This is a genomic window from Solwaraspora sp. WMMA2101 (assembly GCF_049179175.1).
Lineage (GTDB): Bacteria > Actinomycetota > Actinomycetes > Mycobacteriales > Micromonosporaceae > Micromonospora_E.
Window position 1 is genome coordinate 533,940 of the sequence record NZ_JBMHMA010000006.1, and the last position, 23,480, is coordinate 557,419.

Genomic DNA, 23,480 nt, shown 5'->3' on the forward strand with positions numbered 1-23,480 from the left:
CGGCGTCTACTCCGGGGTGACTCACCAACGGTGAGGCGCACCTAGGGTTCCGCCGCCGCCGGGCAGCCAGGCACGGGCAGCCGGGGACGGGACAGGTCCGAGAGGTGCAGGCGTCGGGCCGCCAGCGTGGCGGGCGGCGTTCCACGGCGGGACAAAAGCCCGGGAGGCAGCCGGATGTCTGGCTGTGCCTCAGCCAGGCCCTCATTCGGAGGTGCCCCGTGGGCTTGCACCACCATCATCACCACAGTCACCAGCACCGCGACCAGCAGCCCGCCGACCAGCCCGAACTGCACGGCAACTACGGCCCGGAGGCGGCGTACGCGGTCGCCCGCGAAGCCGAACTGCCCACCACCAAGTGGGAAGAGGAGATCGCCCGGGGCCTGGAGTACGGCCTGCCCGGTGCCGACTCGATCGTCGACAAGCGGATTCCGACGTTCTCCCGTGGCGAGCTGCCGCACTTCGCCGGGATCAACACCTTCCTGAAGGCCCCGTACGTCGAGGACGTGCGCCGCTGCGGCGAGTACGACGTGGCGGTGCTCGGCGCACCGTTCGACGGCGGTACGACGTACCGCCCCGGGACCCGGTTCGGGCCGCAGGGCATCCGCAAGATCTCCGCGCTGTACGGGCCGTACTCGTTCGAACTCGGCGTCGACCTGCGGGAGTCGATCACGATCGCCGACCTCGGGGACGTGTTCACCATCCCGGCGAACATCGAGAAGACCTTCGACCAGATCTCCAAGGCGGTCAGCCACGTCTACGCTTCCGGGGCGTTCCCGGTGGTGCTCGGCGGGGACCACTCGATCGGCTACCCGACGGTTCGTGGCGTCGCCGAACACCTCGACGGCAACCTCGGCATCATCCACTTCGACCGGCACGTCGACACCCAGGAGACCGACCTCGACGAGCGGATGCACACCACCCCGTGGTTCCACGCCACCGACATCCCGAACGTGCCACCGAAGAACCTGGTGCAGATCGGCATCGGCGGCTGGCAGGCGCCCCGCCCCGGGGTGAAGGTCGGCCGGGAACGCGGCACCACGATCATGACGGTCACCGACTGCGTCGAGATGGGCATCGAGGCCGCCGCCGAAAAGGCCCTAGAAGTGGCCTGGGACAGGGCCGAGGCGGTCTGGCTGTCGTTCGACGTGGACTGTCTGGACGCCGCGTTCGTGCCCGGCACCGGTTGGCCGGAGCCGGGCGGTTTCCTGCCCCGCGAGGTGCTGAAGTTCATCCAGTTGATCGCCGAACGGCCGCTGGCCGGCATCGAGGTGGTGGAGTGCTCGCCGCCGTACGACAACGCCGACATCACCTCGCTGATCGCCACCCGCGTCATCTGCGACACCCTCGGCTGCCTGGTCCGCGCCGGGCACCTGCCGCGCCGCTGAGCCCCGGCAACACCTCCCCCCGCAATCCCTTACGCAGGAGGACATAGATGCGACGTACCGCCGGATCTTCCCGCCGATCCCCCACCCGCCGCCTGATCGCGGCCGTCTGCGCGGCGACGCTGCTGGTCACCGCCGCCGGCTGCGGCGACAGCGATTCCGACAGTTCCGGGTCCGGTTCGACCACCGTACGGTTGGGGTTCAGCGCCTGGCCGGGTTGGTTCCCCTGGCAGGTCGCGCAGGAGCAGGGCCTGTTCGAAGCCAACGGGGTCGACGTCGAGCTGACCTACTTCGACAGCTACACCGACAGCCTGACCGCGCTGGCCACCGGCAACCTGGACGCCAACAGTCAGACCCTCAACGACACGCTGTCGTCGGTCAGCGGCGGTGCGGCGCAGACCGTGGTGCTGGTCAACGACAACTCGACCGGCAACGACCAGATCATCGCCGCGCCGGGGATCGACTCGGTGGCCGACCTGGCCGGTAAGCGGGTGGCGATCGAGGAAGGTACGGTCGACCACTACCTGCTGCTGCTGGCGTTGGCCGAGGCGGGGCTCAGCGCCGACGACGTCGAGATCAGCCCGCTGCTGACCGACGCGGCCGCCGCCGCGTTCCTGGCCGGGCAGGTCGACGCGGTTGGGGCGTTCGCCCCGTTCACCACCACCGCGCTGGGCCGCGAGGGCAGCAAGGCGATCGCCACCTCGGCGGACTTCCCCGGCGCGATCCCCGACCACCTGGTGTTCGACTCGGCGTTCGTCGCCGACCACCCGGAGCAGGTGCAGGCCGTGGTGGACACCTGGTTCGACACCATCGCCTGGATCGCCGACAACCCGGACGAGGCGATCGAGATCATGGCGACGCAGGCGGGGGTCAGCGTCGAGGACTACCGCACGTACGACGCCGGAACGACGATCTTCGACCTGGCCGACAACCAGGCGGCGTTCGCGCCGGGCGACACCCCGGCCAACCTGGACTTCCAGGCCCGCTCGATCGCCGAGTTCCTGGTGGAGACGGGTCTGGTCGACGAGGCACCACCGCTGGACGGACTGCTCGACGGGCAGTTCGTGGCGGCGGTGTCGCCGTGACCGTCACCCGGGAGCCGGCTACGGCCACCGACGGCGCGGACCGGACGTCGTGGGGGCCGCTGCCCCGGCGGCGTCCGGCCCGCCGGGTGCCGGCGCTGCTGGCCATCCGTACGCCGATCCCGGCGGCCGGCCGGTGGACGTTGACGGTCGCCTCGATCGTGGTGCCGCTGGCCGCCTGGCAGATCGGCAGCATGCTGGTCGACGGGCAGCCGGATTTCCTGCCGTCCCCGCTGGAGTCGGTGGCGGCTGGAGTGGAGATGGCCCGTACGGGTCAGTTGTGGACCGACACCGCCGCGACCGTCGGCCGGGTGCTGCGCGGTTTCGGCCTGGCGGTGGCGGTGTCGGTGCCGCTCGGGCTGCTGATGGGCAGCTTCCAGGCGGGTCGGGCGGCGTTGGAGCCGATGATCGGCCTGCTGCGGTACCTGCCGGCCAGCGCGTTCATTCCGCTGCTGATCATCTGGTTGGGGCTGGGCGAGCCGTCCAAGGTCGCGTTGATCTTCATCGCGACCGTCTTCTTCAACACGCTGATGACCGCCAACGTGGTCCGGACCGTGCCGACGGGGCTGATCGACGTGTCCTACACCCTGGGTGCCCGCCGCTTCGAGGTGCTGCGCAAGGTGATCGTGCCGCACTCACTGCCCGGCATGATCGACGCGATCCGGGTCAACGCCGCCGCCGCGTGGAACTTCGTCGTGGTCGCCGAGCTGATCAACGCCCAGTCGGGGCTGGGCTACCGGATCGTCCGGTCGCAACGCTTCAACCAGCTCGACAGCATCTTCGCCGTACTGATCGTGATCGCGCTGATCGGGGTGGCGATCGACCTGACGTTGCGGGCCACCCGCGACCGGATCGGCAGGTGGACGACGTGACCGCGACCGAAGCCGAAGCCGCCGGCACGCCGCTGGTGCGCCTCGACGGCGTCGGTAAGGACTTCCGGGCCGCCGCGGGCGGGTCACTGCGCGCGCTCGACGGCGTGGATCTGGCGGTACGCCGAGGCGAGTTCGTCTGCCTGGTCGGCGCATCCGGATCCGGCAAGTCGACCCTGCTGTCGCTGATCGCCGGGCTGGCCGCGCCGAGCCGGGGCACCGTGCTGCTCGACGGCGCGCCGGTCACCGGACCGGGACCGGACCGAGGGCTGGTGCTGCAGAGCGGTGCCGTCTACCCGTGGCGGACGGTGGAACGCAACGTCGCGTTCGGGTTGGAGCTGCTGCCGATCAGCCGGGCCGAACGGGCCCGGCGGGTCGCCTGGTACCTGGCCGAGACCGGGCTGACCGGGCTGCGGCACGCGCTGCCGAAGCAGCTCTCCGGCGGGCAGTGCCAACGGGTGGCGATCGCCCGTGCGCTGGCCTGCGAGCCGCAGGTGCTGCTGCTCGACGAGCCGTTCGGTGCCCTCGACGTGCAGACCAAGGAGGACATGCAGCTGTTCGTGCGCCGGGTGTGGGCCGACACCGGCACCACCGTGGTGATGGTGACCCACGACGTCGAAGAGGCGGTCTTCCTCGGGCAGCGGGTGGTGGTGCTGGCCAGCGACCCGGGTCGGGTCGCCGCCGATCTGCCGGTGGAGTTGCCGCCGGACCGCGACGGGACGCCCCGGGAGCTGGCCGTCAAGCGGCTGCCGGAGTTCCTGGCCCTGCGTGCCGAGGTGGAGGACCAGGTCCGCGCCTACCACCAGCGGCACGCCGCCGCCGGGTCCGGCGGCTGACTGGCCGCCCCGCTCAGGCTGGCGGCGCTGGCTGGTATCGGCGTCACTGCCAGCGGAAGAACCGGGCGGCGACCAGCGCGCTCACCACGGTCGCGACGGCCAGGGCGATCAGGTGGCGCGGCTGCGGCGGCTCACCCGCCCAGGCCGCGCCGACCGCCTGCACGGCCGCCCCGAACGGCAGCGCCTCACCGACCATCGCCACCCGGTCCGGCAGGTTCTTCGTCGGCCCGAACAGGCCACCGGTCGCGCCCATCGCGAAGAAGGCCGTCAGGCCGATCGCCACCGACGCGTTGCCGCTGGGCGCGACCGCCGCCACCAGCATCCCGACGGCGTACATGGCTGCTGCGGCGAGGGCGACGACGGCCACCGTACGGCCGGGGTTGCCCGGCGGCCGGGCACCGAACGCGACCACCGCGACCCCGAGCGCCAGCCCGACCCCGACGATGGTCTGCAGCAGGCTCGTGACCACCTGCGCCGCCAGGACCATCGCCGGGTGGGCGGGAGTCACCGCCAGCCGGCGCAGCACCCCGGTCCGCCGGTAGTAGGCCAGGAAGCTCGGCATGTTGACCACGCCGACGGTGGCGATGATGACGGTGAACACCAACGGCAGCACGTACCCGTCGAGCACGGTACGGCCACCGGGCAGCGTCTGGTCGCCGTGCACGCTGACCGCGTTCATCACCAGGATCAGCAGCGGCAGCCCGATCGGGACGACCAGGCCGGCGGTGTCGCGGGCCACCATCCGGCACTCGGCGGCGACCAGCGCGGCCCAGGCGCGCGGTCCGGGCCGGCGTACGACGATCTCCGGCCCGGTCACCATGTCTCCTCCTCGGTGTCGAGCGGCTGGCCGGTCAGGTGAGGAAGGCGTCGTCGAGGGTGGTTGACGGTGCTGCCGTCCCCGTGTCGGCGGCTCTGCGCTCGGCTCGCGTGATCAGCCCGGCCGGGCTGTCGAGGGCGATCAGCCGGCCCCGGTCGATCAGGGCGATCCGGTCGCAGAGCCGCTCCACCTCCTCCATCAGGTGGCTGACCAGCAGCACCGTCACCCCGTCGTCGCGCAACTGTTCGACGACCGCCCAGATGCGTCGACGGGCCTGTGGGTCCAGCCCGGTGGAGAGCTCGTCGAGCAACGCCACCCTGGGCTTGCCGACCAGCGCCAGGGCGATCGACAGCCGCTGCTGCTGGCCGCCGGAGAGCTTCTCGAACCGGGTGTCGCGGCGGTCGGCGAGACCCAGCAGGTCGATCAGCTCGTCGGGGTCGGCACCGTCGGCGTAGAAGCTGCGGTACAGCCGGACCAGCTCCCGGACGGTCAGCGCCGCGTGCAGCGCGGCGGCCTGCAGCTGTACGCCGAGCACCTGACGCAGCCGGGCCCGGTCCCGCCACGGGTCGAGACCGAGCACCCGCACCCGGCCGTGGTCGGGCCGGCGCAGTCCGGCGATCGTCTCCACGACCGTGGTCTTGCCGGCCCCGTTGCGCCCCAGTACGCCGAGCACCTCCCCCGCCTCGACAGTGAAGCTCACCGAGTCCACGGCGACGGTCGCCCCGTACCGCTTGTGGATGTCCTCGACGGTGATCGCCGGCATCGCCGTACCTCCTCGGTTGGGGACGTCTGCACGCTATGGCGACCGGGCCGACCGGCGGATCTGCCGGTGGTCACGGTCGGTGGGGGTGACTTCCGGCAGGGGCGGTACACCGACCGGGCCGCCTAGCATGACGAGGGTGAGCCGATCCGATCCCCGCCCCTGGTCCGGGGTGGTCGGCGTACTGACCTGCCTGGCCGTCGGTGCCCCGGTGCTGGTGCTGGGTCGCGGCCCGGCAGCCGGGGCGTTCCTTGTCCCGGTGTGGCTGTGGTGGGCGTGTTTCGCCGGGTTCGTCATGGCGCTGGTGGTCTGCACGCTGCTGGTGGACCGGGTCCGCGACGTCGGCACGGTGCTGGTCTTCGCCGCGCAGGTCGGCCTCGGGGTGGCGGTGGTGCTGATGGCACCGGCGTTCGGGTGGACGCAGATCCTGCTGGTGTTCGGCGCGGCGGTCAGCACCTACCTGAATCCGTGGCCGGTGACAGCGGCTGTGATCGCACTGAACACGGTGGTCGCGGCCGCAGCGGCGTATCTCAACTCGGGTGCGGTCGCCCAGGGACTGCTCAACGCACTGCTGTACGCCCTGCTGCAGGTGGGGGTGGTGTTGTCGGTGCAGACGTACCTGCGGGAGTTGGCGACCCGACGCAAGCTCGCCGAGGCGCACACCGAGTTGCGGGCGGCGACCGCGCTGCTGGCGCAGGCGACCCGGTCGGACGAGCGGTTACGGATCGCCCGGGAGCTGCACGACCTGATCGGCCACCAGTTGACGGTGCTGACCCTGGAGCTGGAGGTCGCCGCGCACCAGAGCGCACCGCCGGCCGCCGAGCACGTCACCCGGGCCAGGCAGGTCGCCCGGGACCTGCTGGCCGACGTCCGTGGCACCGTCGGCGAGCTGCGCCGGCACGCCCCGGACCTGCGCGAGGCTCTGCAGCGGATCGTCGCGGAGCTGCCGGAACCCGCCGTGCACCTGCGGGTCGCCGACGGGATCGCCGTCGACGAGGAACGGGTCACCGCGCTGGTCCGCTGCGTGCAGGAGGTGGTGACCAACACCATCCGGCATGCCGGGGCGGCCAACCTGTGGATCGAGATCAGCGACGACGACGGCACGATGCGGCTGTCGGCCTGGGACGACGGCCGGGGTACGGGTGGCGAGGTGCGGCCGGGCAACGGGCTGTGCGGGATCCGGGAACGGGTCGAGGCGCTCGGCGGACGGGTGTCGTTGGATAGTGGGCGGGGCTTCCGGGTGCGGGCCGAGGTGCCGGCGGCATGACCAGTGGCCGCGAGACCGGTGGTCCCGTCATCAGCGTCTGCGTCGTCGACGACCAGACCCTGGTCCGCCAGGGCATCCGCAGCCTGCTGGAGCTGGCCGACGGCATCGTCGTGGTAGCCGAGGCCGACGACGGGCATTCGGGGGTCGCGGCGGTCGAGGAGTACCGGCCGGACGTGGTCCTGCTGGATCTGCGGATGCCCGGCCGGGACGGGATCTGGGCGCTACGGACGTTGCGCGAGCACGGGGTCGACATACCGGTGCTGGTGCTGACCACGTTCGACGACGACGAACTCGTGCTGCAGGCGTTGCGCGCCGGGGCGCGGGGCTACCTGCTCAAGGACGTGACCCTCGAACAACTGATCGGCGCGGTCCGCACGCTCGCCGCCGGTGGCACGCTGGTGCAGCCGGCGATCACCGACCGGCTGCTGCGGGCGGTCGCCGCCGGTGACGCTCCGGTCGCCGTCGACGGGGACGCCCCGCCGATCCAGAAGTTGACCGAACGGGAACGTGAGGTGCTGCGGCTCGTCGCCACCGGCTACACCAACCGGGAGATCGCCGAGGCGCTGTTCCTCGCCGAGGGCACGGTCAAGAACCACGTGTCGGCCGTACTGCTGAAGTTGGGCACCCGCGACCGCACCCGCGCGGTGCTGCGCGCCCTGCACCACGGCCTGCTCCGCTGAGCAGGGAGCGACCGTTCAGGCCGGGCCGACCAGGTCCCACCGGTTGCCGGCGATGTCGAGGAAGACCACGACCTTGCCGTACGGTTCGGTGCGCGGCGCGGTCACGAACCGCACGTCGTGGTCGGTCATCCGCTGGTACGCGGCGTCGAAGTCGTCGACCCGCAGGAAGAACCCGACCCGGCCGGCGGCCTGGTTGCCGACCGCCGCCCGTTGGGCGTCGCCGTCGGCGCGGGCCAGCAGCAGGCCGGTCTCGGCGCCGGGCGGGCGCACCACCACCCACCGTTTGGGACGGCCGTCGTTGGTGGTCGACGGGGAGTCCTCGACCAGCTCGAAGCCGAGGACGGTGGTGAAGAACGCGATGGCCGGGTCGTAGTCGTCAACGATGATCGCGGTGAGCGAGATGTGCACGTCCCGCAGCGTAGGCGGTCAGGCGTCAGGCGTCAGGCGTCAGGCGCCGGGGCTGCGGGGCTGCGGGGGTGCGCAGGCGGGCGCCGGGGCCGGGACGGGGCAGGGCGTCGCGGGGGCCGGCCAGGTCGTGGCCGGCGGCGCAGCGCATGGTCACGCCGACCTCGGCGCCGCAGTCGCGGTGGGTCACGGCCAGCGCCGAGCCGTCCGGGTCGGCGCAGTACCGGTCACCCCACTGCAGCAGGGCGATCAGCACCGGCCACAGGTCGAGACCTTTGCCGGTGAGCCGGTACTCGTAGCGTTGCCGCTCCCCCGGCTCCTGGTACGGGTGCCGGCGCAGCAGGCCCTGGTCGACCAGCATGGCGAGCCGGTTGGTCAGCACCTGGCGTGGAACGCCGGTGCGTTCGCGCATCTGGTCGAAGCGCCGTACGCCGTTGAAGACCTCGCGGAGCACGACGACGGTCCACCGCTCGCCGAGGATCTCCATGGTGCGGGCGATGGTGCAGTTGTCGATGGACCACTCGAGTGCGGTAGGTCTCACCGGTACCAGGCTAGGTCTCGTTGACAGACCTAGCAACCGGCTGACAGCCTGCAATGATGACGCAGACTCAGCAGCCGGCGCCGGACGCGACGCAGCGCAGCCGTACCTTCTCGTGGACCGACCCGGCGACGGTCCGGCTGGCCGCGTTGAACGGCCTCGACGGGCTGGGCCAGCTGCGGGCGATGGCCTCCGGCGAGATCCCCGCCCCGCCGGTCATGGTGATGCTGGGCCTCGAAGGCCTGGAGCCCGAGCACGGCCGGGTGGTCACCACGCTGACCCCGCAGGAGTTCCACTACAACGCTCTGGGCACGGTGCACGGCGGCATCATCTCGACGCTGCTGGACACCGCAGCCGGCTGCGCGGTGCACTCGGTCCTGCCCGCCGGGACGAGCTACACCTCGATCGACCTGAACGTGAAGTTCCTGCGCCCGGTCACCCTCGCCTCGGGCACGCTGCGCTGCGAAGGCACCGTCGTGCAGCGCGGGCGGCGCACCGCGTACGCCGAGGCGAAGCTGACCGACGCCGCCGGTCGGCTGGCCGCCCACGCCACCTCGTCCTGCCTGCTGTTCGAGCTACCGCCGACGACCTGACACCACCCGGCCGGCCGGCTTTTTCCCGGCTACTGCCATCATCGACCCGGTGAGTATCGAACCGCAGCGCCTCGGGGTGCGGTTCTGGCAGTTGTGGTCGGCATCGGTGGTCTCCAACCTCGCCGACGGGATCGTGAAGATCGGGCTGCCGCTGGTCGCGATCGGCTACACGACCTCGCCTGCGCTGGTGGCCGGCGTCGCGGTGGCGTTCTCCCTACCCTGGTTGCTCTTCGCGCTGCCGGTCGGCGCGCTCGTCGACCGGCTCGACCGGCGCCGGGTGATGCTCGCCGCCAACGCCTTCCGCGCCGGGGTGGCCGGCACGATGGCCCTGACCATGGTGCTCGACCTCGGCTCGATCTGGCTGCTCTACGTCATGGCGTTCAGCGTCGGCGTCGCCGAGACCCCCTACGACACCTCGGCCCAGTCGATCCTGCCGCAGTTGGTGCCGCGCACCCTGCTGCCCCGGGCGAACGGGCGGCTGCACGCCGCCGAGATGACCGCCAACCAGTTCATCGGTCCGCCACTGGCCGGGTTCCTGGTCGCCGCCGGCGCGGCCGTCGCCGTGGCCGGGCCGGCCGGGCTGTGGGCCGCTGCCGTCGCGACGCTGCTGCTGGTGGGTGGCCGCTTCCGGGTCGAACGGGCCACCTCCACCACGATGCGCGCCGAGATCGCCGAAGGGCTGGGCTTCCTCTGGCGGCACCGGCTGCTACGCACCCTCGCGGTGATGGTCGGCGTCAGCAACTTCACCACCAACGCCGTCTTCGGGGTGCTGGTGCTCTACGCGGTCGGCCCCGGGTCGGCGATGGGGCTGACCGAGCCCACCTACGGCTTGCTGCTGACCACGGTCGCCGCCGGTATCGTGCTCGGCTCGCTGGTCGCCGCACGGATCGAGCGCCGGCTCGGCCGGGCTCGGGCTCTGTCGGTGTCAGTGGTCGCGTGTGCCGGTCTGGTTGGCGCGCCGGCGCTGAGCACCAACGCGGTCGTGCTCGGCGCGGTCTTCTTCGGCGGCGGCCTCCTGGTCGCCACCTGGAACGTGATTACGGTGTCGCTGCGCCAGCGGATCACCCCGGACCGGCTGTTGGGCCGGGTCAACAGCGGGTATCGGATGCTCGCCTGGGGCAGCATGCCGCTGGGTGCCGGCACCGGCGGGCTGTTGGCCGAGGTGTTCGGTCTCCGCGCGGTGTTCGCGATCATGGGCGGGTTGGCGCTCAGCCTGCTGGTCGGCATGTTCTGGGTCACCGACGCCGCTATCGACGCCGCCGAACGCGACGCGGCGACCTGAAGAACGTAGGTCAGACCGACAGCAGTTGGCGGACCGATTCGTCGCGCAGGTCCTCCTTGTCGCCGGCCCGGACCACCTCGCCGGCGTCGAGGATGACGAACTGGTCGGCCAGCCGCAGCGCCAGTTCGAGGTACTGCTCGACCAGCAGGATCGCCAGCCCGGCCTCGGAGTGCAGCCGTTCGATTGCCTCCTCGATCTCGACGATGATGGACGGCTGGATGCCTTCGGTCGGCTCGTCGAGCAGCAGCATCTTCGGCCGGGTGACCAGGGCGCGGGCGATCGCCAACTGCTGCTGCTGGCCGCCGGAGAGGAACCCGGCCCGCCGGCGCAGCAGACCGCGCAGCGCCGGGAACAGGTCGAGCGCCTCGTCCAGGGCCGCCTTGTCGGTGCCGGCCGCCTCGATCGTCACCTGCAGGTTCTCCGCGACGGTCAACTGCGGGAACGTCTCGTGGCCCTGCGGCACGTAGCCCAGCCCGAGCCGCACCCGCTCGTGCGTACGGAGTTTGGTGATGTCGCGGCCTTCGAAGGTGACCCGGCCGGCGCGCACCGGCAGCACCCCGGTGATCGCCTTCAGCAGCGTGGTCTTGCCGACCCCGTTGCGCCCCATCACACAGACCAGCGCACCGGCCGGGGCCTGCAGGTCGACCCCGAAGAGCACCTGGGCCCGGCCGTACGCGACGTCGAGTGACTCGACGGTCAACATTGCACTCACGACGACGCCTCCTGGACGATCGGGGATCCCTGCGCTACGGCCGGCGACGCGGCGGGTTCGTCGGGCTCCTCCCGGCTGCGCCCGAGGTAGACCTGTTGCACCCGGGGGTCGGCCTGCACCTGCGCGACGGTGCCCTCGCAGAGCAGGGTGCCCTCGTGCAGCACGGTGACGGTGCTGGCGAAGCGGCGCAGGAACTCCATGTCGTGCTCGATCACCATCACGGTGTGGTCCTTGGCGACCTCGCGCAGCAGCTCGCCGGTGCGGTCCCGTTCGCTGCGGCTCATCCCGGCCACCGGTTCGTCGAGCAGCAGCAGGCTGGGCTGCTGCACGATCAGCATGCCGATCTCCAGCCACTGCCGTTGACCGTGGGACAGCACCCCGGCCGGGGCGAACGCGAGGTCGGCCAGTCCGGTGGTCTCCAACGCCCGGGACACCTCGTCGGACACGCCCCGGCGGCGGCGCAGCAGGCCGACCATCCGCCGGCGGAAACTGGCCGCCAGGTCGAGGTTCTCCAGGACGGTGAGCTGCTCGAACACCACCGACGTCTGGAAGGTACGGCCGATGCCGAGCCGGACGATCTGGTGTTCGCGCCGGCCGACCAGCTCCTGACCGTTGAATCGCACCGACCCGGAGGCGGGCCGGGTCCGACCGGTGACGACGTCGATCAGGGTGGTCTTGCCGGCACCGTTCGGTCCGATCAGGAACCGCAGTTCACCCGGCTCGACCGTGAGGCTCAGGTCGGTGACCGCCCGGAACCCGTCGAAGACCACGTTCAGGTCGCGGACCTCCAGTTTGCCGCTCACCGCTGGTCACCTCCGACCGAGGCGGTCGCCGCCGGCTGTGTCTGCGCTGGTGTCACCGGGTCGCCGGCCGCCGGCGAGACCGGGGCCGCACCCGGTGGGTCGCCGGTGGGTCGGCCGGGCCAGCGGTGCCGTACCGCCGACCAGCCGTCGGCGAGCAGCCCGGCCAGTCCCCGGGGTGCCCACATCATCACCGCGATGAACAGGCCACCGAGCAGGTAGAGCCAGCCCGACGGCCACTGCTCGCTGAGCACCGTACTGCCGTAGTTGAACAGGATCGCTCCGCCGACCGCGCCGACCAGCGAGAACCGCCCGCCGATGGCGACCGCGACCAGCATCTCGATCGACGGCACCACACCCAGGTCGGCCGGGCCGAGGATGCCGACCACCGGCACGAACAACGCGCCGGCGATCCCGGCCATCGCCGCCGACAGGGCGTACACCAGGGTCTTGACCACGGCCGGGTCGTAGCCGAGGAACCGGACCCGGTCCTCGCCGTCGCGGATCGCGACCAGCAGCTTGCCGAACCGGGAGTGGGTGAGCTGCCAGGCGGCCAGGAACACCAGGCCGAGCGCACCGACGCAGACGTAGTAGACGATCCGTTTCTGCGTCGGGTCGTACAGGTCGAGGCCGAAGAAGAACTGGACGTTGGTCAGGCCGTTGGTGCCGCCGGTGAGGCCCTGCTGGCCGACCAGCAGGATCACGAACGCGGCAGCCAGGGCCTGGGACAGTACGGCGAAGTAGGCGCCGCGGACCCGTTGCCGGAACACCAGGGTGCCGAGGATCAGTGCCACGGCGGTCGGCAGGACGACCACCATGGCCAGGGCGAAGAACGGGTTGCGGAACGGCGCCCAGATCGCCGGCAGCGTCTCCACCCCGCTCCACACCATGAAGTCGGGCAGGTTGCCCTCGCCTGCGTCGGAGAGCTTGAGGTACATGCCCATGGCGTAGCCGCCGAGGCCGAAGAAGACGCCCTGGCCGAGGGTGAGCATGCCGCCGCGTCCCCAGGCCAGGTAGATACCGACCGCGACGATGGCGTAGCAGAGGTACTTGGCCAGCAGGTCCAGCCGGAACGGGCTGAGCGCCAGCGGCGCGACGACCAGCAGCACGACGCCGACGGTGACGAAGACGGCCGGGCCGGGCCAGCGGGCGGCCGGGCCGGCGGTGAAGCGGGCCGCCGGCCGCGTGGCGGCACCGGTCGTCCGGGCCGCGCTCATGTCAGCGCCCGGGAACGGAGGACGAACATGCCCTGTGGACGGAACTGGAGGAAGGCCACGATCACCGCGAAGACCACCACCTTGGCGAGGCTGGCATCGGTCCAGAACTCGACATAGCTGTTGATGACGCCGAGGGCGATCGCGGCGATGACCGCGCCGCGCAGCTGCCCGAGTCCCCCGGCCACGACGACGAGGAAGGCGTCCACGATGTAGTAGGTGCCCAGCGACGGACCGACCGGGCCGATCAGGGTCAAGGCCACCCCGGCGACGCCGGCCAGGCCGGAGCCGATGAAGAAGGTGAGCTGGTCGACCCGGTGGGTGGCCACGCCGGTCACCGCCGCGAGTTGGCGGTTCTGCATCACCGCCCGCATCCGTCGGCCGTACGAGAGTTTGCTCAGGTAGAGCGAGATCGCCACCACGCAGGCGACCGCGAGGACCATGATGAAGATCCGGTTGTACGGCAGCCGTACGCCGGCCACGTCGATCCCGCCGGTGAGCCAGCCGGGCGCGGTGACCTGAACGTTCGGCGCGCCGAAGATGTCGCGGGCGAGCTGCTGCAGGATCAGGCTGACGCCGAAGGTGAGCAGCAGGGTGTCCAGGGGCCGGCCGTAGAAGCGCCGGATCACCAGGCGCTCCAGGATAAGGCCCATGGTGCCGGCGATGAGGAACGCGACCGGCAGGGCGGCCGGGACGGCCTGCGCCCCGACCAGCCCCTGCATCATGTACGCGGTGTAGGCGCCCGCCAGGATGAACTCCCCGTGGGCCATGTTGATGACGCCCATCTGACCGAAGGTGAACGTCAGGCCCAGCGCGATCAGGAGCAGCACCGCTCCGATGCTCGCGCCGATGACCAGTTGGTTGAGTACCGCCATGGCGGGCACCTCCCTCCGCTTGCTACCGACCGGTCAGGACAGGCCCTCGGCCCAGTCGTAGCCGGTCAGGTACGGATCCGGCTTGATGGGTTCACCGGAGTTCCACACCTCCTGGATCTGGCCGTCGGGCTGCACCACGCCGATCCGGGCCGTCTTGTAGACGTGCTGGTTGTCGCCGTCGATGGTGACCTTGCCTTCGGGAGCGTCGATGCTGATCCCGCCGGCGGCTTCCTTGACGGCTTCGACCTCGGTGGTACCGGCGGCCTCGACGGCGGCGGCCCACAGGTAGACGGCGTTGTAGCCGGCCTCCATCGGGTCGGAGGTGACCTTCTCGGCGCCGTACTTGGCCTTGAACGCCTCGACGAAGGCGGTGTTCCGTTCGCCTTCGGTGGTCTGGTAGTAGTTCCAGGCCACCAGGTGTCCGGCGACGTTCTCCGGGCCGATGCCGACGACCTCCTCCTCGGCGACGCTGACCGAGACGGTCGGCATCGCGTCGGCGGTGATGCCGGCGCTGGTCAGCTGCTTGAAGAAGGCGACGTTGCTGTCGCCGTTGAGGGTGTTGAAGACCGCGTCGGGCTTGGCCTGCTGGAGTTTGTTGACCACGGTGCTGTACTCGGTGTGGCCCAGCGGGGTGTACTCCTCGCCGACGACCTGCATCCCGTTGGCCTCGGCGTACGCCTTGATGATCTTGTTCGCGGTGCGCGGGAAGACGTAGTCGCTGCCGACCAGGAAGATCGTCTGGTGGCCCTGCTCCTTGAGGTAGTCCAGGCCGGGCACGATCTGCTGGTTGGTGGTCGCTCCGGTGTAGAAGATGTACGGCGAGCTCTCCAGCCCTTCGTACTGCACCGGGTACCACAGCAGCGCCTTGTTGCGCTCGAAGACCGGCAGCATCGCCTTGCGCGAGGCCGACGTCCAACCACCGAAGACGGTGGCGACCTTGTCCTGGGATATGAGTTTCTGCGCCTTCTCCGCGAACGTGGGCCAGTCCGAGGCACCGTCCTCGACGACGGGTTCGATCTGCTTGCCCAGTACGCCGCCGGCGGCGTTGATCTCCTCGATCGCGAGCAACTCTGCATCGCGTACGGTGACCTCGCTGATGGCCATGGTGCCGCTCAGCGAGTGCAGGATGCCGACCTTGATGGTGTCGGAGTCAGCGCCGCCACCCGAGGACGTGGGGTCCTCAGCGCAGGCGGTCGCGGCGACCAATGTCGACAATATACAGAGTGCGGCGAGGCCGCCCCGGAAGCGTCGTGGCATCCAACTCCCCTTCAGCCGAAGTTGTGGGTGCCACGAAACGTAGGGAGGCGGAGTTTCACGAATCTCGACGTATCGATTTCCAACGCGTTAAGCCCGCCTCACCGCGAACCTGAACGTTCGGTGAGGCGGGCCGTACGCTGCGTGCCAGCACGCTGGGCTGTTGCCTGGTGGTCGACGGGCGGGCCGTACCCGCAGGTCAGCGGCCGCGGGCGCGGCGCTCCTCGCGGCGGGCCTCGAACCGCGCGGCGGCGGTCTCCAACTGGTCCATCTGCGCGGCCAGCTGCTCCCGGGCCGCCTCGCCGTCGGCGTCCAGGCCGGTGACGTTCCAGATGTCCCACTGGCGCAGCACCGGCGCGAGCACCTCGTCGCGGTGCTGGCGCAGGTCGTAGATGCCGGCCAGGGCGATCGCCACCGACTTGCGGGCGAAGCCGTCGATCCCGGCACCGGGCATCTGGAAGTCGGCGACCACGTCGGCGACCGCCCGCATCGCCTGGCTCGGCGCCAGCTCGAACGCCGCGCCGAGCAGGTTGCGGTAGAACATCATGTGCAGGTTCTCGTCGGCGGCGACCCGGGCGAGCAGCCGCTCGCAGTGCGGGTCACCGGTGGCCTTGCCGGTGTTGCGGTGCGAGATCCGGGTCGCCAGCTCCTGGAACGACACGTACGCCAGCGAGTGCAGCACCTCGTCGCCGTGGACGTTGGCGTACCCGTTGGACATGTGCTCCATCCGGGCCCGCTCCAACGCCACCGGGTCGACGGCCCGGGTCACGGTCAGGTAGTCCCGGATGGCGATGCCGTGCCGGCCCTCCTCGGCGGTCCACCGGTGCACCCAGGTGCCCCAGGCGCCGTCGCGACCGAACAGGGAGGCGATCTCGTGGTGGTACGACGGCAGATTGTCCTCGGTCAGCAGGTTGACGATCAGCGCGGTCCGGGCGATGTCGGGGATCTGCGAGTCCTCCGGCGACCACGCCTCGCCGCCGAGCAGTCCGTCGAAGGTGCGTCCCTCACTCCACGGCACGTACTCGTGCGGGAACCATTCCTTGGCCAGGCCGAGGTGGCGGTTGAGGTTGTCGGCGACCACCGGTTCGAGCTCGATGAGCAGCGCGGTCTGGGACATCGGGGCGGTGGCGGCGACGGTCAACGACTTTCTCCCAACACGACAACAACCTACGGCTACGTAACTTACGCAACCGTAGGTTATTTGCTGCCGTCGCCGCCACTTCTCCCCGACGGATCGCGGCTATCAAGGCCGATTGTCCGCTATGTCGCCGAACCGGAGGCCGTCGGTACCGACCCGGAGACCTCCGGTACGAGGTCGCCGGAGGCCGGCAGCCAGGCGTCGGCCGCCGCCGCGACCTGCTCCCCCGACCGGATGTCCTTGACGCTGTCCGGCTCGCCGGCCACCCCGAGGAACCAGACGTACGGGACACCCCGACGCTCGGCGTACCGGATCTGCTTGCCGAACTTGGCCGCCGACGGCGACACCTCGGTGGCGATCCCCCGCCGGCGCAGCGCGTCGGCCACCCGGTTGCCGGCCGGCCGGTCGGCCTCGGATGGCAGCGCCACCAGCACACAGGTCGGCACCGGCCGGGAGATCGACAGCGCGTCGGCACCGAACAGCAGCCCCAGCAGTCGGGACACGCCGATCGAGATGCCGACCCCGGGAAAGCGGTCCGCCCCGGCCGAGGCGAGATCGTCGTAGCGGCCACCCGAGCAGATCGAGCCGAACCGCTCGTACCCCTGCAGCTGGGTCTCGTAGACCGTGCCGGTGTAGTAGTCGAGGCCGCGGGCGATGCGCAGATCGGCGACGCACAGGCCGGGCGAGTGCGCGGCCGCGGTCTGCAGCACCGCGACCAGCTCGGCCAGCCCTTCGTCGAGCAGCGGGTGCTCGACGCCGAGCCCGCGCACCGCGTCGTCGATCGAGGCGTCCGGCGCCGAGATCTCCGCCAGCGACAGGCAGGCCTTGGCCTGGCTCTCACTGGCACCGGCCGTACTCATCAGCAGCTCGGCCACCCGCTGCGGGCCGAACCGGTCCAGCCGGTCGATCGCCCGCAGCGCGGCGTCCGGATCGGTCAACCCGATCCCCCGGTAGAAGCCTTCGCAGACCTTGCGGTTGTTGACCTGAATGCGCACCGGCGGGATCGGCAGACTCGCCAGCGCGTCACCGATGATCAACGGAAGCTCGGCCTCGTGGTGCGGGGCCAGCTCGTCGCGGTCGACGATGTCGATGTCGGCCTGCAGGAACTCGCGGTAGCGACCCTCCTGTGGCCGTTCGCCGCGCCACACCTTCTGGATCTGGTAGCGGCGGAACGGGAACTGCAGCTTGCCGGCGTTCTCCAGCACATAGCGGGCGAACGGCACGGTCAGGTCGAAGTGCAGCCCGAGGGCGTCGTCACCGGTCTGCGCATCCGGATCGGCCTGCAGTCGACGCAGCAGGTAGACCTCCTTCGAGGTCTCCCCCTTGCGCAGCAGCTGGTCCAGCGGCTCGACCGCGCGGGTCTCCAGCGGGGCGAACCCGTACAGCTCGAAGGTACGGCGCAGCCGGTCGATCACGTACTGCTCGATCATCCGCTGCGGGGGCAGCCACTCCGGAAAGCCGGAGATCGGCCTGGGCTTGCTCATCAGGTGCGTCCTTGTCACAGTCCGGTACGGCGGGCCGGCGCGGCGATGTCGCCGCCGGCGGCCTCGTGCAGGTAGGGGTTACTCACGCGCTCCTGACCGATGGTGGTGGCCGGGCCGTGGCCGGGCAGCACCACGGTGTCGTCGGCCAACGGCAGGATCTTGTCGCGCAGGCTGGTCATCATCGCCGGCATGCTGCCGCCGGGCAGGTCGGTGCGGCCGATCGAACCGGCGAACAGCACGTCGCCGGAGAGGCAGACCTGCTCGGCCTCCCAGGGCGAGCCGGCGCCGGGCAGCCGGAACAGCACCGACCCACCGGTATGGCCGGGGGCGTGGTCGACGCTGATCTCCAGACCGGCGAGCAGCAGCGTCGCGCCGTCGGTCAGTTCGGCCACGTCGTCGGGTTCGCTGTACGGCAGCCGACCGCCGAACATCGCGGTCAGATCGGCCGACAGGCCCTTGGTCGGGTCGGCGAGCATCTCCCGGTCGCCCGGATGGACGTACGCGGTGATACCCCGTGCCCCGCAGACCGGCGCCACCGAGAAGGTGTGGTCGAGATGGCCGTGGGTGAGCAGCACGGCGGCCGGCTGCAACCGGTACTCGGCCAACGCCTGCTCCAACTGGTCCAGTACGCCGATGCCGGGGTCGACGACGACGCACTGCTCGCCCGGCCCGGTCGCCACCAGGTAACAGTTGGTGCCGAACGCCTGCGCCGGGAAACCAGTGATGAGCACGCCCCTGCCTCCTCCCGGCCTGCCCGCACGACAGGTCGGGCAGCGCCGTGGCCGAGCCTAACGGTCGGTGGCACCGGTCGTGCGGTGGCACACCTGCCGGGCCGGCGCACACCCCGGCAGACGCATCCGTCACAATGATGATCTCCGATTGGATACGGAGCGGACCTCATACAACAATTTCCCAGCGGATACCCGTACACTCTGGCGGGCATGTGGCGTGGCGCACCGCAAAGGCGCCCGGATCCGGCGCGCCCGCCACTGGACGCGGGGACGAACACGAAAGGGGAGCACGGGTGGCTTCCAGCAGGGACCGGCAGCGCAAGTTGGCGCGGGCGAAGCTCGACCGGCAGATGGCCCGGCGTGCCGCCAGCGCGCGGCGCAAGCGGCGGATCCGCGCCGGGTTGGGTGCCGGCCTCGCGGTGCTGGTGATCACCGCCGGTTCGGCGTGGGCCCTCGGTGCCTTCGACCGCGAGCCGGAGACCACCACGGAGGCGGGCAGCACCTGCACCTGGACGCCGCAGGACCCGGCGGCCAACAGCAACCTGACCGACGTCGGGACGCCCGAGTCCGTCAACCCGCCGAACCGCGGCGTCCAACCGATGACGATCACCACCAGCGTCGGTGAGCCGATCACCGTGGAGCTCAACCTGTCCGCCGCCCCCTGCGCGGCCGCCAACTTCGCCCACCTCGCCAGCCGCAACTTCTTCGACGACACCACCTGCCACGAGATCACCGACGAGGGTGCCATCCTCTGCGGCGACCCCAGCGGCACCGGGCAGGGCGGGCCGACGTACTCGTACTTCAGCGAGAACGTGCCGGTCGCACCGCAGGTCGACCCGTCGGCGGACCCGGCCGTGGACCCGGCGGACCAGCCGCCGCTCTACCCGGCCGGTACGGTGGTCGCGGTCGGCGTGCCGCAGGGCACCAACGGCAGCCAGTTCAAGATTTTCTTCAGGGACTTCACCACCGAGTTCCCCAGCTACCCGATCATCGGTAAGGTCACCGCCGGCATGGCCACGGTCGACCAGATCGGGGCGCTCCCCCGAGTGGACAACGGCAGCGGAGCGCAGGTGAAGCCGGAGACCGATGTCGTCATCCAGAGCCTGACCGTCGGCGAGCCGGTCGAGGAGCCATCGCCGTCAGCCAGCGCGGAACCGTCGCCGTCGGCCAGTCCCGAGCCGGAACCGTCGGCCAGCACCGCGTCCTGACGACGACAGTCAGCACCAGATAACCCGATTCCAGGAGGACCACCGTGACGTCGACCAGGGAGCGGCAGCGGGCCGCTGCTCGGGCCCGCCTCGAGAAGGAGATGGCCGAGCGCGCTGCGGCTGCCCGCAAGCGCCGCCAGTTGCAGGCCGGTATCGGTGCCGGTGTCGCCCTGCTGCTCGTCGTGGCCGGCACGGTGTGGCTGGTCGCCAGCCTCGGCGACGACGAGACCGAGACTCCGCAGGCCGAGGGCGACCCGGCCGCCACCACCTGTGTGTGGAACGAGATCCCCGCCGAGCAGCGCACCCCCACCGTCAAGGACGTGGGGCTGCCGCCGACCACCACCCCACCGGACTCCGGCACCCAGGTGATGACGCTGGACACCAACTTCGGTGAGATCCAGGTGACCATGAACCTGGCCGAGGTGCCGTGCACGGCGGCCAGCTTCAGCCACCTGGCGAGCAACCAGTTCTGGGACAACACCAAGTGCCACCGGATGTTCCCGGGGATGCTGCAGTGCGGCGACCCGAGCGCCACCGGGGAGGGATACCGGGACAGCGACGGCACCGGCGGACCGACCTACCAGTACGCCAACGAGAACCTGCCGATCGACGACCGGCCCCCCTACCCGGCCGGGGTGATGGCGATGGCGAACAGCGGCCCGGACACCAACGGCAGCCAGTTCTTCTTCATCTACCAGGATGTCGAACTGAGCCCCGACTACACGATCGTCGGTCAGGTCACCGAGGGTCTCGAGGTGATCCAGGAAGCGACCGAGGCCGGACACGACGGCGCGTTCGACCCGTCCCCCGGCGGCGGTCACCCCAACAACGACATCCTGATCAACAGCTTGACCGTCAGCGAACCGCAGTGACCTCGCTGCGGTAGCGGTAAGCCTGCGGACCATCGGGTCCGGTTCCCGCGTCGGTGTACCGACGCGGGAACCGGACCCGATCACGTGTGGTGCGTGCAACCGGATGCGGGCCGGGAACCGGCAGCGGGGGTCGGGGCGGGGCAGTCCGGCTCAGGAACCGGAGGTGACCCGGTAGGCGTCGAACACCCCGTCGACCTTGCGGACCGCGTTGAGCAGGTGGCCCAGGTGCTTCGGGTCGGCCATCTCGAAGGAGAACCGGCTGACCGCCACCCGGTCCCGGGTGGTGGTGACCGTCGCGGAGAGAATGTTCACCCGTTCCTCGGAGAGCACCCGGGTCACGTCGGCCAGCAGCTTGTGCCGGTCCAGCGCCTCCACCTGGATGGCGACCAGGAACGTCGACGCCGAGGTCAGTCTCCAGGTGACCTCGACCAGCCGCTCCTCCTGCACCCGCAGGTCCTCGGCGTTGACGCAGTCGTCGCGGTGCACGCTCACCCCGCCGGAGCGGGTGACGAAGCCGAACACCGTGTCCGGCGGCACCGGAGTGCAGCAGCGGGCCAGCTTGATCCAGACGTCGTCGACCCCTCGGACGACCACGCCGGGGTCGGTACCGGAGTGGCGGATCCGGTGCGGCCGGGTCGGCACCGCCGTCTCGGCGAGGTCCTCCGCAGCCCCTTCCTCACCACCAAGGCTGGCCATCAGCCGCTGGACGACCGACTGTGCCGAGACCTGGCTGTCACCGACGGCGGCGTAGAGCGACGCCACGTCCGCCAGGTGCAGGTCGCGGGCGATCGCCATCAGCGAGTCGGTGGTGAGCATCCGCTGCAGCGGCACGCCCTGCTTGCGCATCGCCTTGGCGATCGCGTCCTTGCCGGTCTCGATCGCCTCTTCGCGGCGTTCCTTGTTGAAGTACTGCCTGATCTTGGTGCGGGCGCGGGGGCTCTTGACGAAGCCCAGCCAGTCCTGGGTGGGGCCGGCGGTCGCCGACTTCGACGTGAAGATCTCGATCACGTCGCCGTTGGACAGGGTCGACTCCAGCGGCACCAGTTTGCCGTTGACCCGGGCCCCGATGCACTTGTGCCCGACCTCGGTGTGCACCGCGTAGGCGAAGTCGACCGGGGTCGACCCGGTCGGCAACGGGATGACGTCACCCTTGGGGGTGAAGACGTACACCTCCTGGCTGGACAGGTCGAAACGCAGCGCGTCGAGGAACTCGCTCGGGTCGCTCGCCTCCCGCTGCCAGTCCAGCAGCTGCCGTAGCCAGGTCATCTCGTCGATGTGGGCCGGCGGGCCGACGACGGTCGCGCCCTTGAGCTCCTTGTACTTCCAGTGCGCGGCGATGCCGAACTCGGCGGTGCGGTGCATCGCGTACGTGCGGATCTGCATCTCGACCGGCTTGCCGGTCGGCCCGATGACCGTGGTGTGCAGCGACTGGTACATGTTGAACTTCGGCATCGCGATGTAGTCCTTGAACCGGCCGGGAACCGGCTGCCAGTTCGCGTGGATCACACCGAGGGCGGCGTAGCAGTCCCGGACCGTGTCGACCAGGATGCGTACGCCGACGAGGTCGTAGATGTCGTTGAAGTCGCGCCCGCGCACGATCATCTTCTGGTAGATCGAGTAGAGGTGCTTCGGGCGGCCGGTCACCTCCGCCTTGATCTTGGCGGCCCGCAGGTCGACCTGGACCTTCTGAGTCACCTTGCGCAGCTGGGTGTCCCGCTGCGGCTGGTGCTCGCCGATCAGCCGGTTGATCTCCTCGTACCGCTTCGGGAACAGCGTGCCGAAGGCCAGATCCTCCAGCTCCCACTTGACCGTGTTCATGCCCAGCCGGTGGGCCAGCGGCGCCAGGATCTCCAACGTCTCCTTGGCCTTCTGCTCCTGCTTGGCCTTGGGCAGGAAGGTCAGGGTGCGCATGTTGTGCAGCCGGTCGGCCAGCTTGATCACCAGAACCCGCGGGTCCTTCGCCATCGCCACGACCATCTTGCGGATCGTCTCGGCCTTGGCCGCGTCGCCGAGTTTGACCCGGTCGAGCTTTGTCACCCCGTCCACCAGCAATGCGACCTCGCCGCCGAAGTCCACCCGCATCTGCTCCAGCGGGTAGCCGGTGTCCTCGATCGTGTCGTGCAGCAGCGCGGCGACCAGGGTCGTGGTGTCCATGCCGAGGTTCGCGAGGATCGTCGCGACCGCCAGCGGATGGGTGATGTACGGGTCCCCGGACTTGCGGAACTGCCCGGAGTGCCACTTCGAGGCGACGTCGAACGCGCGCTGCAGGTCCTTCGGGTCCGCCTTCGGGTGACTCTGCCGGTGCGTGGCGATCAACGGCTCCAGCACCTCGGGAATGTGCGGCGTCTGCCAGGGCGCGTTGAACCTGGCCAGCCGGGCCCGCACCCGCCGCCCGGTCGGCGCGCCGGAGAAGCCGAACCCGTTACCGACCGGCTCCGCCGCCGCACTGGCCGGGACACCCGCACCGACGCCGTTGACGGCCTCCACCGGGTGTCCGTTCGGGCCGGCGGCCGCGCCGCTACCGGTGGCCGCGCCGTGCGCGGTCGGAGCCGCCCCGTTGCCCGGCGTCACCGGCGGCGTCGCCGCGCCATTGGCCATGCCCGAAGTCGGGTCGACCTCGCCAGTCGGCTGCACAGTGCCCTCCACGGAAGGGGTGACGTCGTAGGACACCGGCCTCCCTC

At 70.6% G+C, this 23,480-nt stretch carries 23 protein-coding genes; 10 read left to right on the forward strand and 13 right to left on the reverse strand.

Features of this window, described 5'->3' with window-relative positions; all coding sequences use genetic code 11:
• The first annotated feature begins 218 nt into the window (after nucleotides 1–218).
• The 4 genes from ACN28F_RS02940 to ACN28F_RS02955 are packed head-to-tail and all read left to right on the forward strand — an operon-like array spanning nucleotide 219 to nucleotide 4,169.
• On the forward strand, nucleotides 219–1,385 hold the full coding sequence (locus tag ACN28F_RS02940; RefSeq protein ID WP_421356955.1) for an agmatinase family protein: 1,167 nt from the start codon (nucleotides 219–221) through the stop codon (nucleotides 1,383–1,385).
• A 47-nt stretch (nucleotides 1,386–1,432) separates the two neighbouring features.
• On the forward strand, nucleotides 1,433–2,467 hold the full coding sequence (locus ACN28F_RS02945) for an ABC transporter substrate-binding protein (RefSeq protein WP_421356956.1): 1,035 nt from the start codon (nucleotides 1,433–1,435) through the stop codon (nucleotides 2,465–2,467).
• Nucleotides 2,464–3,336, forward strand: coding sequence for an ABC transporter permease (locus ACN28F_RS02950; RefSeq protein ID WP_289206585.1), 873 nt, complete (start codon nucleotides 2,464–2,466; stop codon nucleotides 3,334–3,336). Before ACN28F_RS02945 ends, ACN28F_RS02950 begins: the two co-directional genes overlap by 4 nt.
• Entirely contained in the window at nucleotides 3,333–4,169 is an 837-nt protein-coding gene (locus ACN28F_RS02955) for an ABC transporter ATP-binding protein (protein ID WP_289206586.1), read from the forward strand. Before ACN28F_RS02950 ends, ACN28F_RS02955 begins: the two co-directional genes overlap by 4 nt.
• A gap of 43 nt (nucleotides 4,170–4,212) precedes the next feature.
• On the opposite strand, the gene ACN28F_RS02960 is transcribed toward ACN28F_RS02955, so the two are convergent.
• Both ACN28F_RS02960 and ACN28F_RS02965 read right to left on the reverse strand, forming a co-directional pair.
• Nucleotides 4,213–4,989, reverse strand: a complete 777-nt coding sequence (locus ACN28F_RS02960; protein WP_289206587.1) for an ABC transporter permease — start codon at nucleotides 4,987–4,989, stop codon at nucleotides 4,213–4,215.
• A 31-nt stretch (nucleotides 4,990–5,020) separates the two neighbouring features.
• Nucleotides 5,021–5,749 (reverse strand): ABC transporter ATP-binding protein, encoded by a 729-nt coding sequence (locus ACN28F_RS02965; protein WP_289206588.1) that lies wholly within the window; start codon nucleotides 5,747–5,749, stop codon nucleotides 5,021–5,023.
• Nucleotides 5,750–5,885: 136 nt separating this feature from the next.
• On the opposite strand from ACN28F_RS02965, the gene ACN28F_RS02970 reads away from it, so the two are divergent.
• Both ACN28F_RS02970 and ACN28F_RS02975 read left to right on the forward strand, forming a co-directional pair.
• The gene (locus tag ACN28F_RS02970; RefSeq protein ID WP_289206589.1) at nucleotides 5,886–7,013 is read left to right on the forward strand and encodes a sensor histidine kinase; all 1,128 of its coding nucleotides are present in this window, start codon (nucleotides 5,886–5,888) and stop codon (nucleotides 7,011–7,013) included.
• On the forward strand, nucleotides 7,010–7,693 hold the full coding sequence (locus ACN28F_RS02975; RefSeq protein WP_421356957.1) for a response regulator: 684 nt from the start codon (nucleotides 7,010–7,012) through the stop codon (nucleotides 7,691–7,693). The genes ACN28F_RS02970 and ACN28F_RS02975 overlap by 4 nt, the downstream gene beginning before the upstream one ends.
• A gap of 15 nt (nucleotides 7,694–7,708) precedes the next feature.
• Here ACN28F_RS02975 and ACN28F_RS02980 read toward each other — a convergent pair whose 3' ends face one another.
• Together ACN28F_RS02980 and ACN28F_RS02985 are read right to left on the reverse strand one after the other, a co-directional pair.
• Complete coding sequence (locus tag ACN28F_RS02980; protein ID WP_421356958.1) at nucleotides 7,709–8,101, reverse strand: VOC family protein; 393 nt, start codon at nucleotides 8,099–8,101, stop codon at nucleotides 7,709–7,711.
• Between the two features lie 25 nt (nucleotides 8,102–8,126).
• Nucleotides 8,127–8,639 (reverse strand): winged helix-turn-helix transcriptional regulator, encoded by a 513-nt coding sequence (locus ACN28F_RS02985; RefSeq protein ID WP_421356959.1) that lies wholly within the window; start codon nucleotides 8,637–8,639, stop codon nucleotides 8,127–8,129.
• Between the two features lie 56 nt (nucleotides 8,640–8,695).
• Between ACN28F_RS02985 and ACN28F_RS02990 the strand changes: the two genes are divergently transcribed.
• Together ACN28F_RS02990 and ACN28F_RS02995 are read left to right on the forward strand one after the other, a co-directional pair.
• Nucleotides 8,696–9,229 carry a PaaI family thioesterase gene (locus tag ACN28F_RS02990; RefSeq protein WP_421356960.1) on the forward strand — a complete coding sequence of 178 codons (534 nt, stop codon included), beginning with the start codon at nucleotides 8,696–8,698 and terminating at the stop codon, nucleotides 9,227–9,229.
• Between the two features lie 49 nt (nucleotides 9,230–9,278).
• Nucleotides 9,279–10,511, forward strand: a complete 1,233-nt coding sequence (locus ACN28F_RS02995) for an MFS transporter (protein ID WP_421356961.1) — start codon at nucleotides 9,279–9,281, stop codon at nucleotides 10,509–10,511.
• A 10-nt stretch (nucleotides 10,512–10,521) separates the two neighbouring features.
• On the opposite strand, the gene urtE is transcribed toward ACN28F_RS02995, so the two are convergent.
• The 8 genes from urtE to ACN28F_RS03035 form a co-directional block, all read right to left on the reverse strand.
• A complete protein-coding gene (gene urtE, locus ACN28F_RS03000; RefSeq protein ID WP_421361234.1) occupies nucleotides 10,522–11,214 on the reverse strand; it encodes an urea ABC transporter ATP-binding subunit UrtE in 693 nt (230 codons plus the stop codon).
• A 5-nt stretch (nucleotides 11,215–11,219) separates the two neighbouring features.
• Nucleotides 11,220–12,026, reverse strand: a complete 807-nt coding sequence (gene urtD / locus ACN28F_RS03005; protein WP_421356962.1) for an urea ABC transporter ATP-binding protein UrtD — start codon at nucleotides 12,024–12,026, stop codon at nucleotides 11,220–11,222.
• On the reverse strand, nucleotides 12,023–13,240 hold the full coding sequence (gene urtC, locus ACN28F_RS03010; protein WP_289206595.1) for an urea ABC transporter permease subunit UrtC: 1,218 nt from the start codon (nucleotides 13,238–13,240) through the stop codon (nucleotides 12,023–12,025). Before urtC ends, urtD begins: the two co-directional genes overlap by 4 nt.
• Nucleotides 13,237–14,112 carry an urea ABC transporter permease subunit UrtB gene (gene urtB / locus ACN28F_RS03015; RefSeq protein WP_289206596.1) on the reverse strand — a complete coding sequence of 292 codons (876 nt, stop codon included), beginning with the start codon at nucleotides 14,110–14,112 and terminating at the stop codon, nucleotides 13,237–13,239. Before urtB ends, urtC begins: the two co-directional genes overlap by 4 nt.
• A 33-nt stretch (nucleotides 14,113–14,145) precedes the next feature.
• Nucleotides 14,146–15,369 carry an urea ABC transporter substrate-binding protein gene (gene urtA / locus ACN28F_RS03020; RefSeq protein WP_421356963.1) on the reverse strand — a complete coding sequence of 408 codons (1,224 nt, stop codon included), beginning with the start codon at nucleotides 15,367–15,369 and terminating at the stop codon, nucleotides 14,146–14,148.
• 196 nt (nucleotides 15,370–15,565) lie between these two features.
• On the reverse strand, nucleotides 15,566–16,483 hold the full coding sequence (locus ACN28F_RS03025; protein WP_289211003.1) for an acyl-ACP desaturase: 918 nt from the start codon (nucleotides 16,481–16,483) through the stop codon (nucleotides 15,566–15,568).
• Nucleotides 16,484–16,626: 143 nt separating this feature from the next.
• Nucleotides 16,627–17,988 carry a histidine--tRNA ligase gene (gene hisS / locus ACN28F_RS03030; RefSeq protein WP_421356964.1) on the reverse strand — a complete coding sequence of 454 codons (1,362 nt, stop codon included), beginning with the start codon at nucleotides 17,986–17,988 and terminating at the stop codon, nucleotides 16,627–16,629.
• Nucleotides 17,989–18,002: 14 nt separating this feature from the next.
• Complete coding sequence (locus ACN28F_RS03035) at nucleotides 18,003–18,719, reverse strand: MBL fold metallo-hydrolase (RefSeq protein WP_289206599.1); 717 nt, start codon at nucleotides 18,717–18,719, stop codon at nucleotides 18,003–18,005.
• Nucleotides 18,720–19,012: 293 nt separating this feature from the next.
• On the opposite strand from ACN28F_RS03035, the gene ACN28F_RS03040 reads away from it, so the two are divergent.
• Nucleotides 19,013–19,927, forward strand: coding sequence for a peptidylprolyl isomerase (locus ACN28F_RS03040; RefSeq protein WP_289206600.1), 915 nt, complete (start codon nucleotides 19,013–19,015; stop codon nucleotides 19,925–19,927).
• Between the two features lie 44 nt (nucleotides 19,928–19,971).
• Nucleotides 19,972–20,799 carry a peptidylprolyl isomerase gene (locus ACN28F_RS03045; RefSeq protein ID WP_289206601.1) on the forward strand — a complete coding sequence of 276 codons (828 nt, stop codon included), beginning with the start codon at nucleotides 19,972–19,974 and terminating at the stop codon, nucleotides 20,797–20,799.
• Between the two features lie 150 nt (nucleotides 20,800–20,949).
• Here ACN28F_RS03045 and ACN28F_RS03050 read toward each other — a convergent pair whose 3' ends face one another.
• Complete coding sequence (locus tag ACN28F_RS03050) at nucleotides 20,950–23,469, reverse strand: RelA/SpoT family protein (RefSeq protein ID WP_289206602.1); 2,520 nt, start codon at nucleotides 23,467–23,469, stop codon at nucleotides 20,950–20,952.
• Between the last annotated feature and the right edge of the window lie 11 nt (nucleotides 23,470–23,480).

Excerpts from the sequence above, each read along its gene's own strand:
- urtC (WP_289206595.1), bottom strand. The coding sequence starts at position 13,240 with ATGAGCGCGGCCCGGACGACCGGTGCCGCCACGCGGCCGGCGGCCCGC.
- ACN28F_RS02960 (WP_289206587.1), bottom strand. The coding sequence starts at position 4,989 with ATGGTGACCGGGCCGGAGATCGTCGTACGCCGGCCCGGACCGCGCGCC.
- urtB (WP_289206596.1), bottom strand. The coding sequence starts at position 14,112 with ATGGCGGTACTCAACCAACTGGTCATCGGCGCGAGCATCGGAGCGGTG.
- ACN28F_RS02975 (WP_421356957.1), top strand. The coding sequence starts at position 7,010 with ATGACCAGTGGCCGCGAGACCGGTGGTCCCGTCATCAGCGTCTGCGTC.
- ACN28F_RS03025 (WP_289211003.1), bottom strand. The coding sequence starts at position 16,483 with ATGTCCCAGACCGCGCTGCTCATCGAGCTCGAACCGGTGGTCGCCGAC.
- ACN28F_RS02945 (WP_421356956.1), top strand. The coding sequence starts at position 1,433 with ATGCGACGTACCGCCGGATCTTCCCGCCGATCCCCCACCCGCCGCCTG.
- urtE (WP_421361234.1), bottom strand. The coding sequence starts at position 11,214 with ATGTTGACCGTCGAGTCACTCGACGTCGCGTACGGCCGGGCCCAGGTG.
- hisS (WP_421356964.1), bottom strand. The coding sequence starts at position 17,988 with ATGAGCAAGCCCAGGCCGATCTCCGGCTTTCCGGAGTGGCTGCCCCCG.
- ACN28F_RS02965 (WP_289206588.1), bottom strand. The coding sequence starts at position 5,749 with ATGCCGGCGATCACCGTCGAGGACATCCACAAGCGGTACGGGGCGACC.
- ACN28F_RS02990 (WP_421356960.1), top strand. The coding sequence starts at position 8,696 with ATGACGCAGACTCAGCAGCCGGCGCCGGACGCGACGCAGCGCAGCCGT.
- urtA (WP_421356963.1), bottom strand. The coding sequence starts at position 15,369 with ATGCCACGACGCTTCCGGGGCGGCCTCGCCGCACTCTGTATATTGTCG.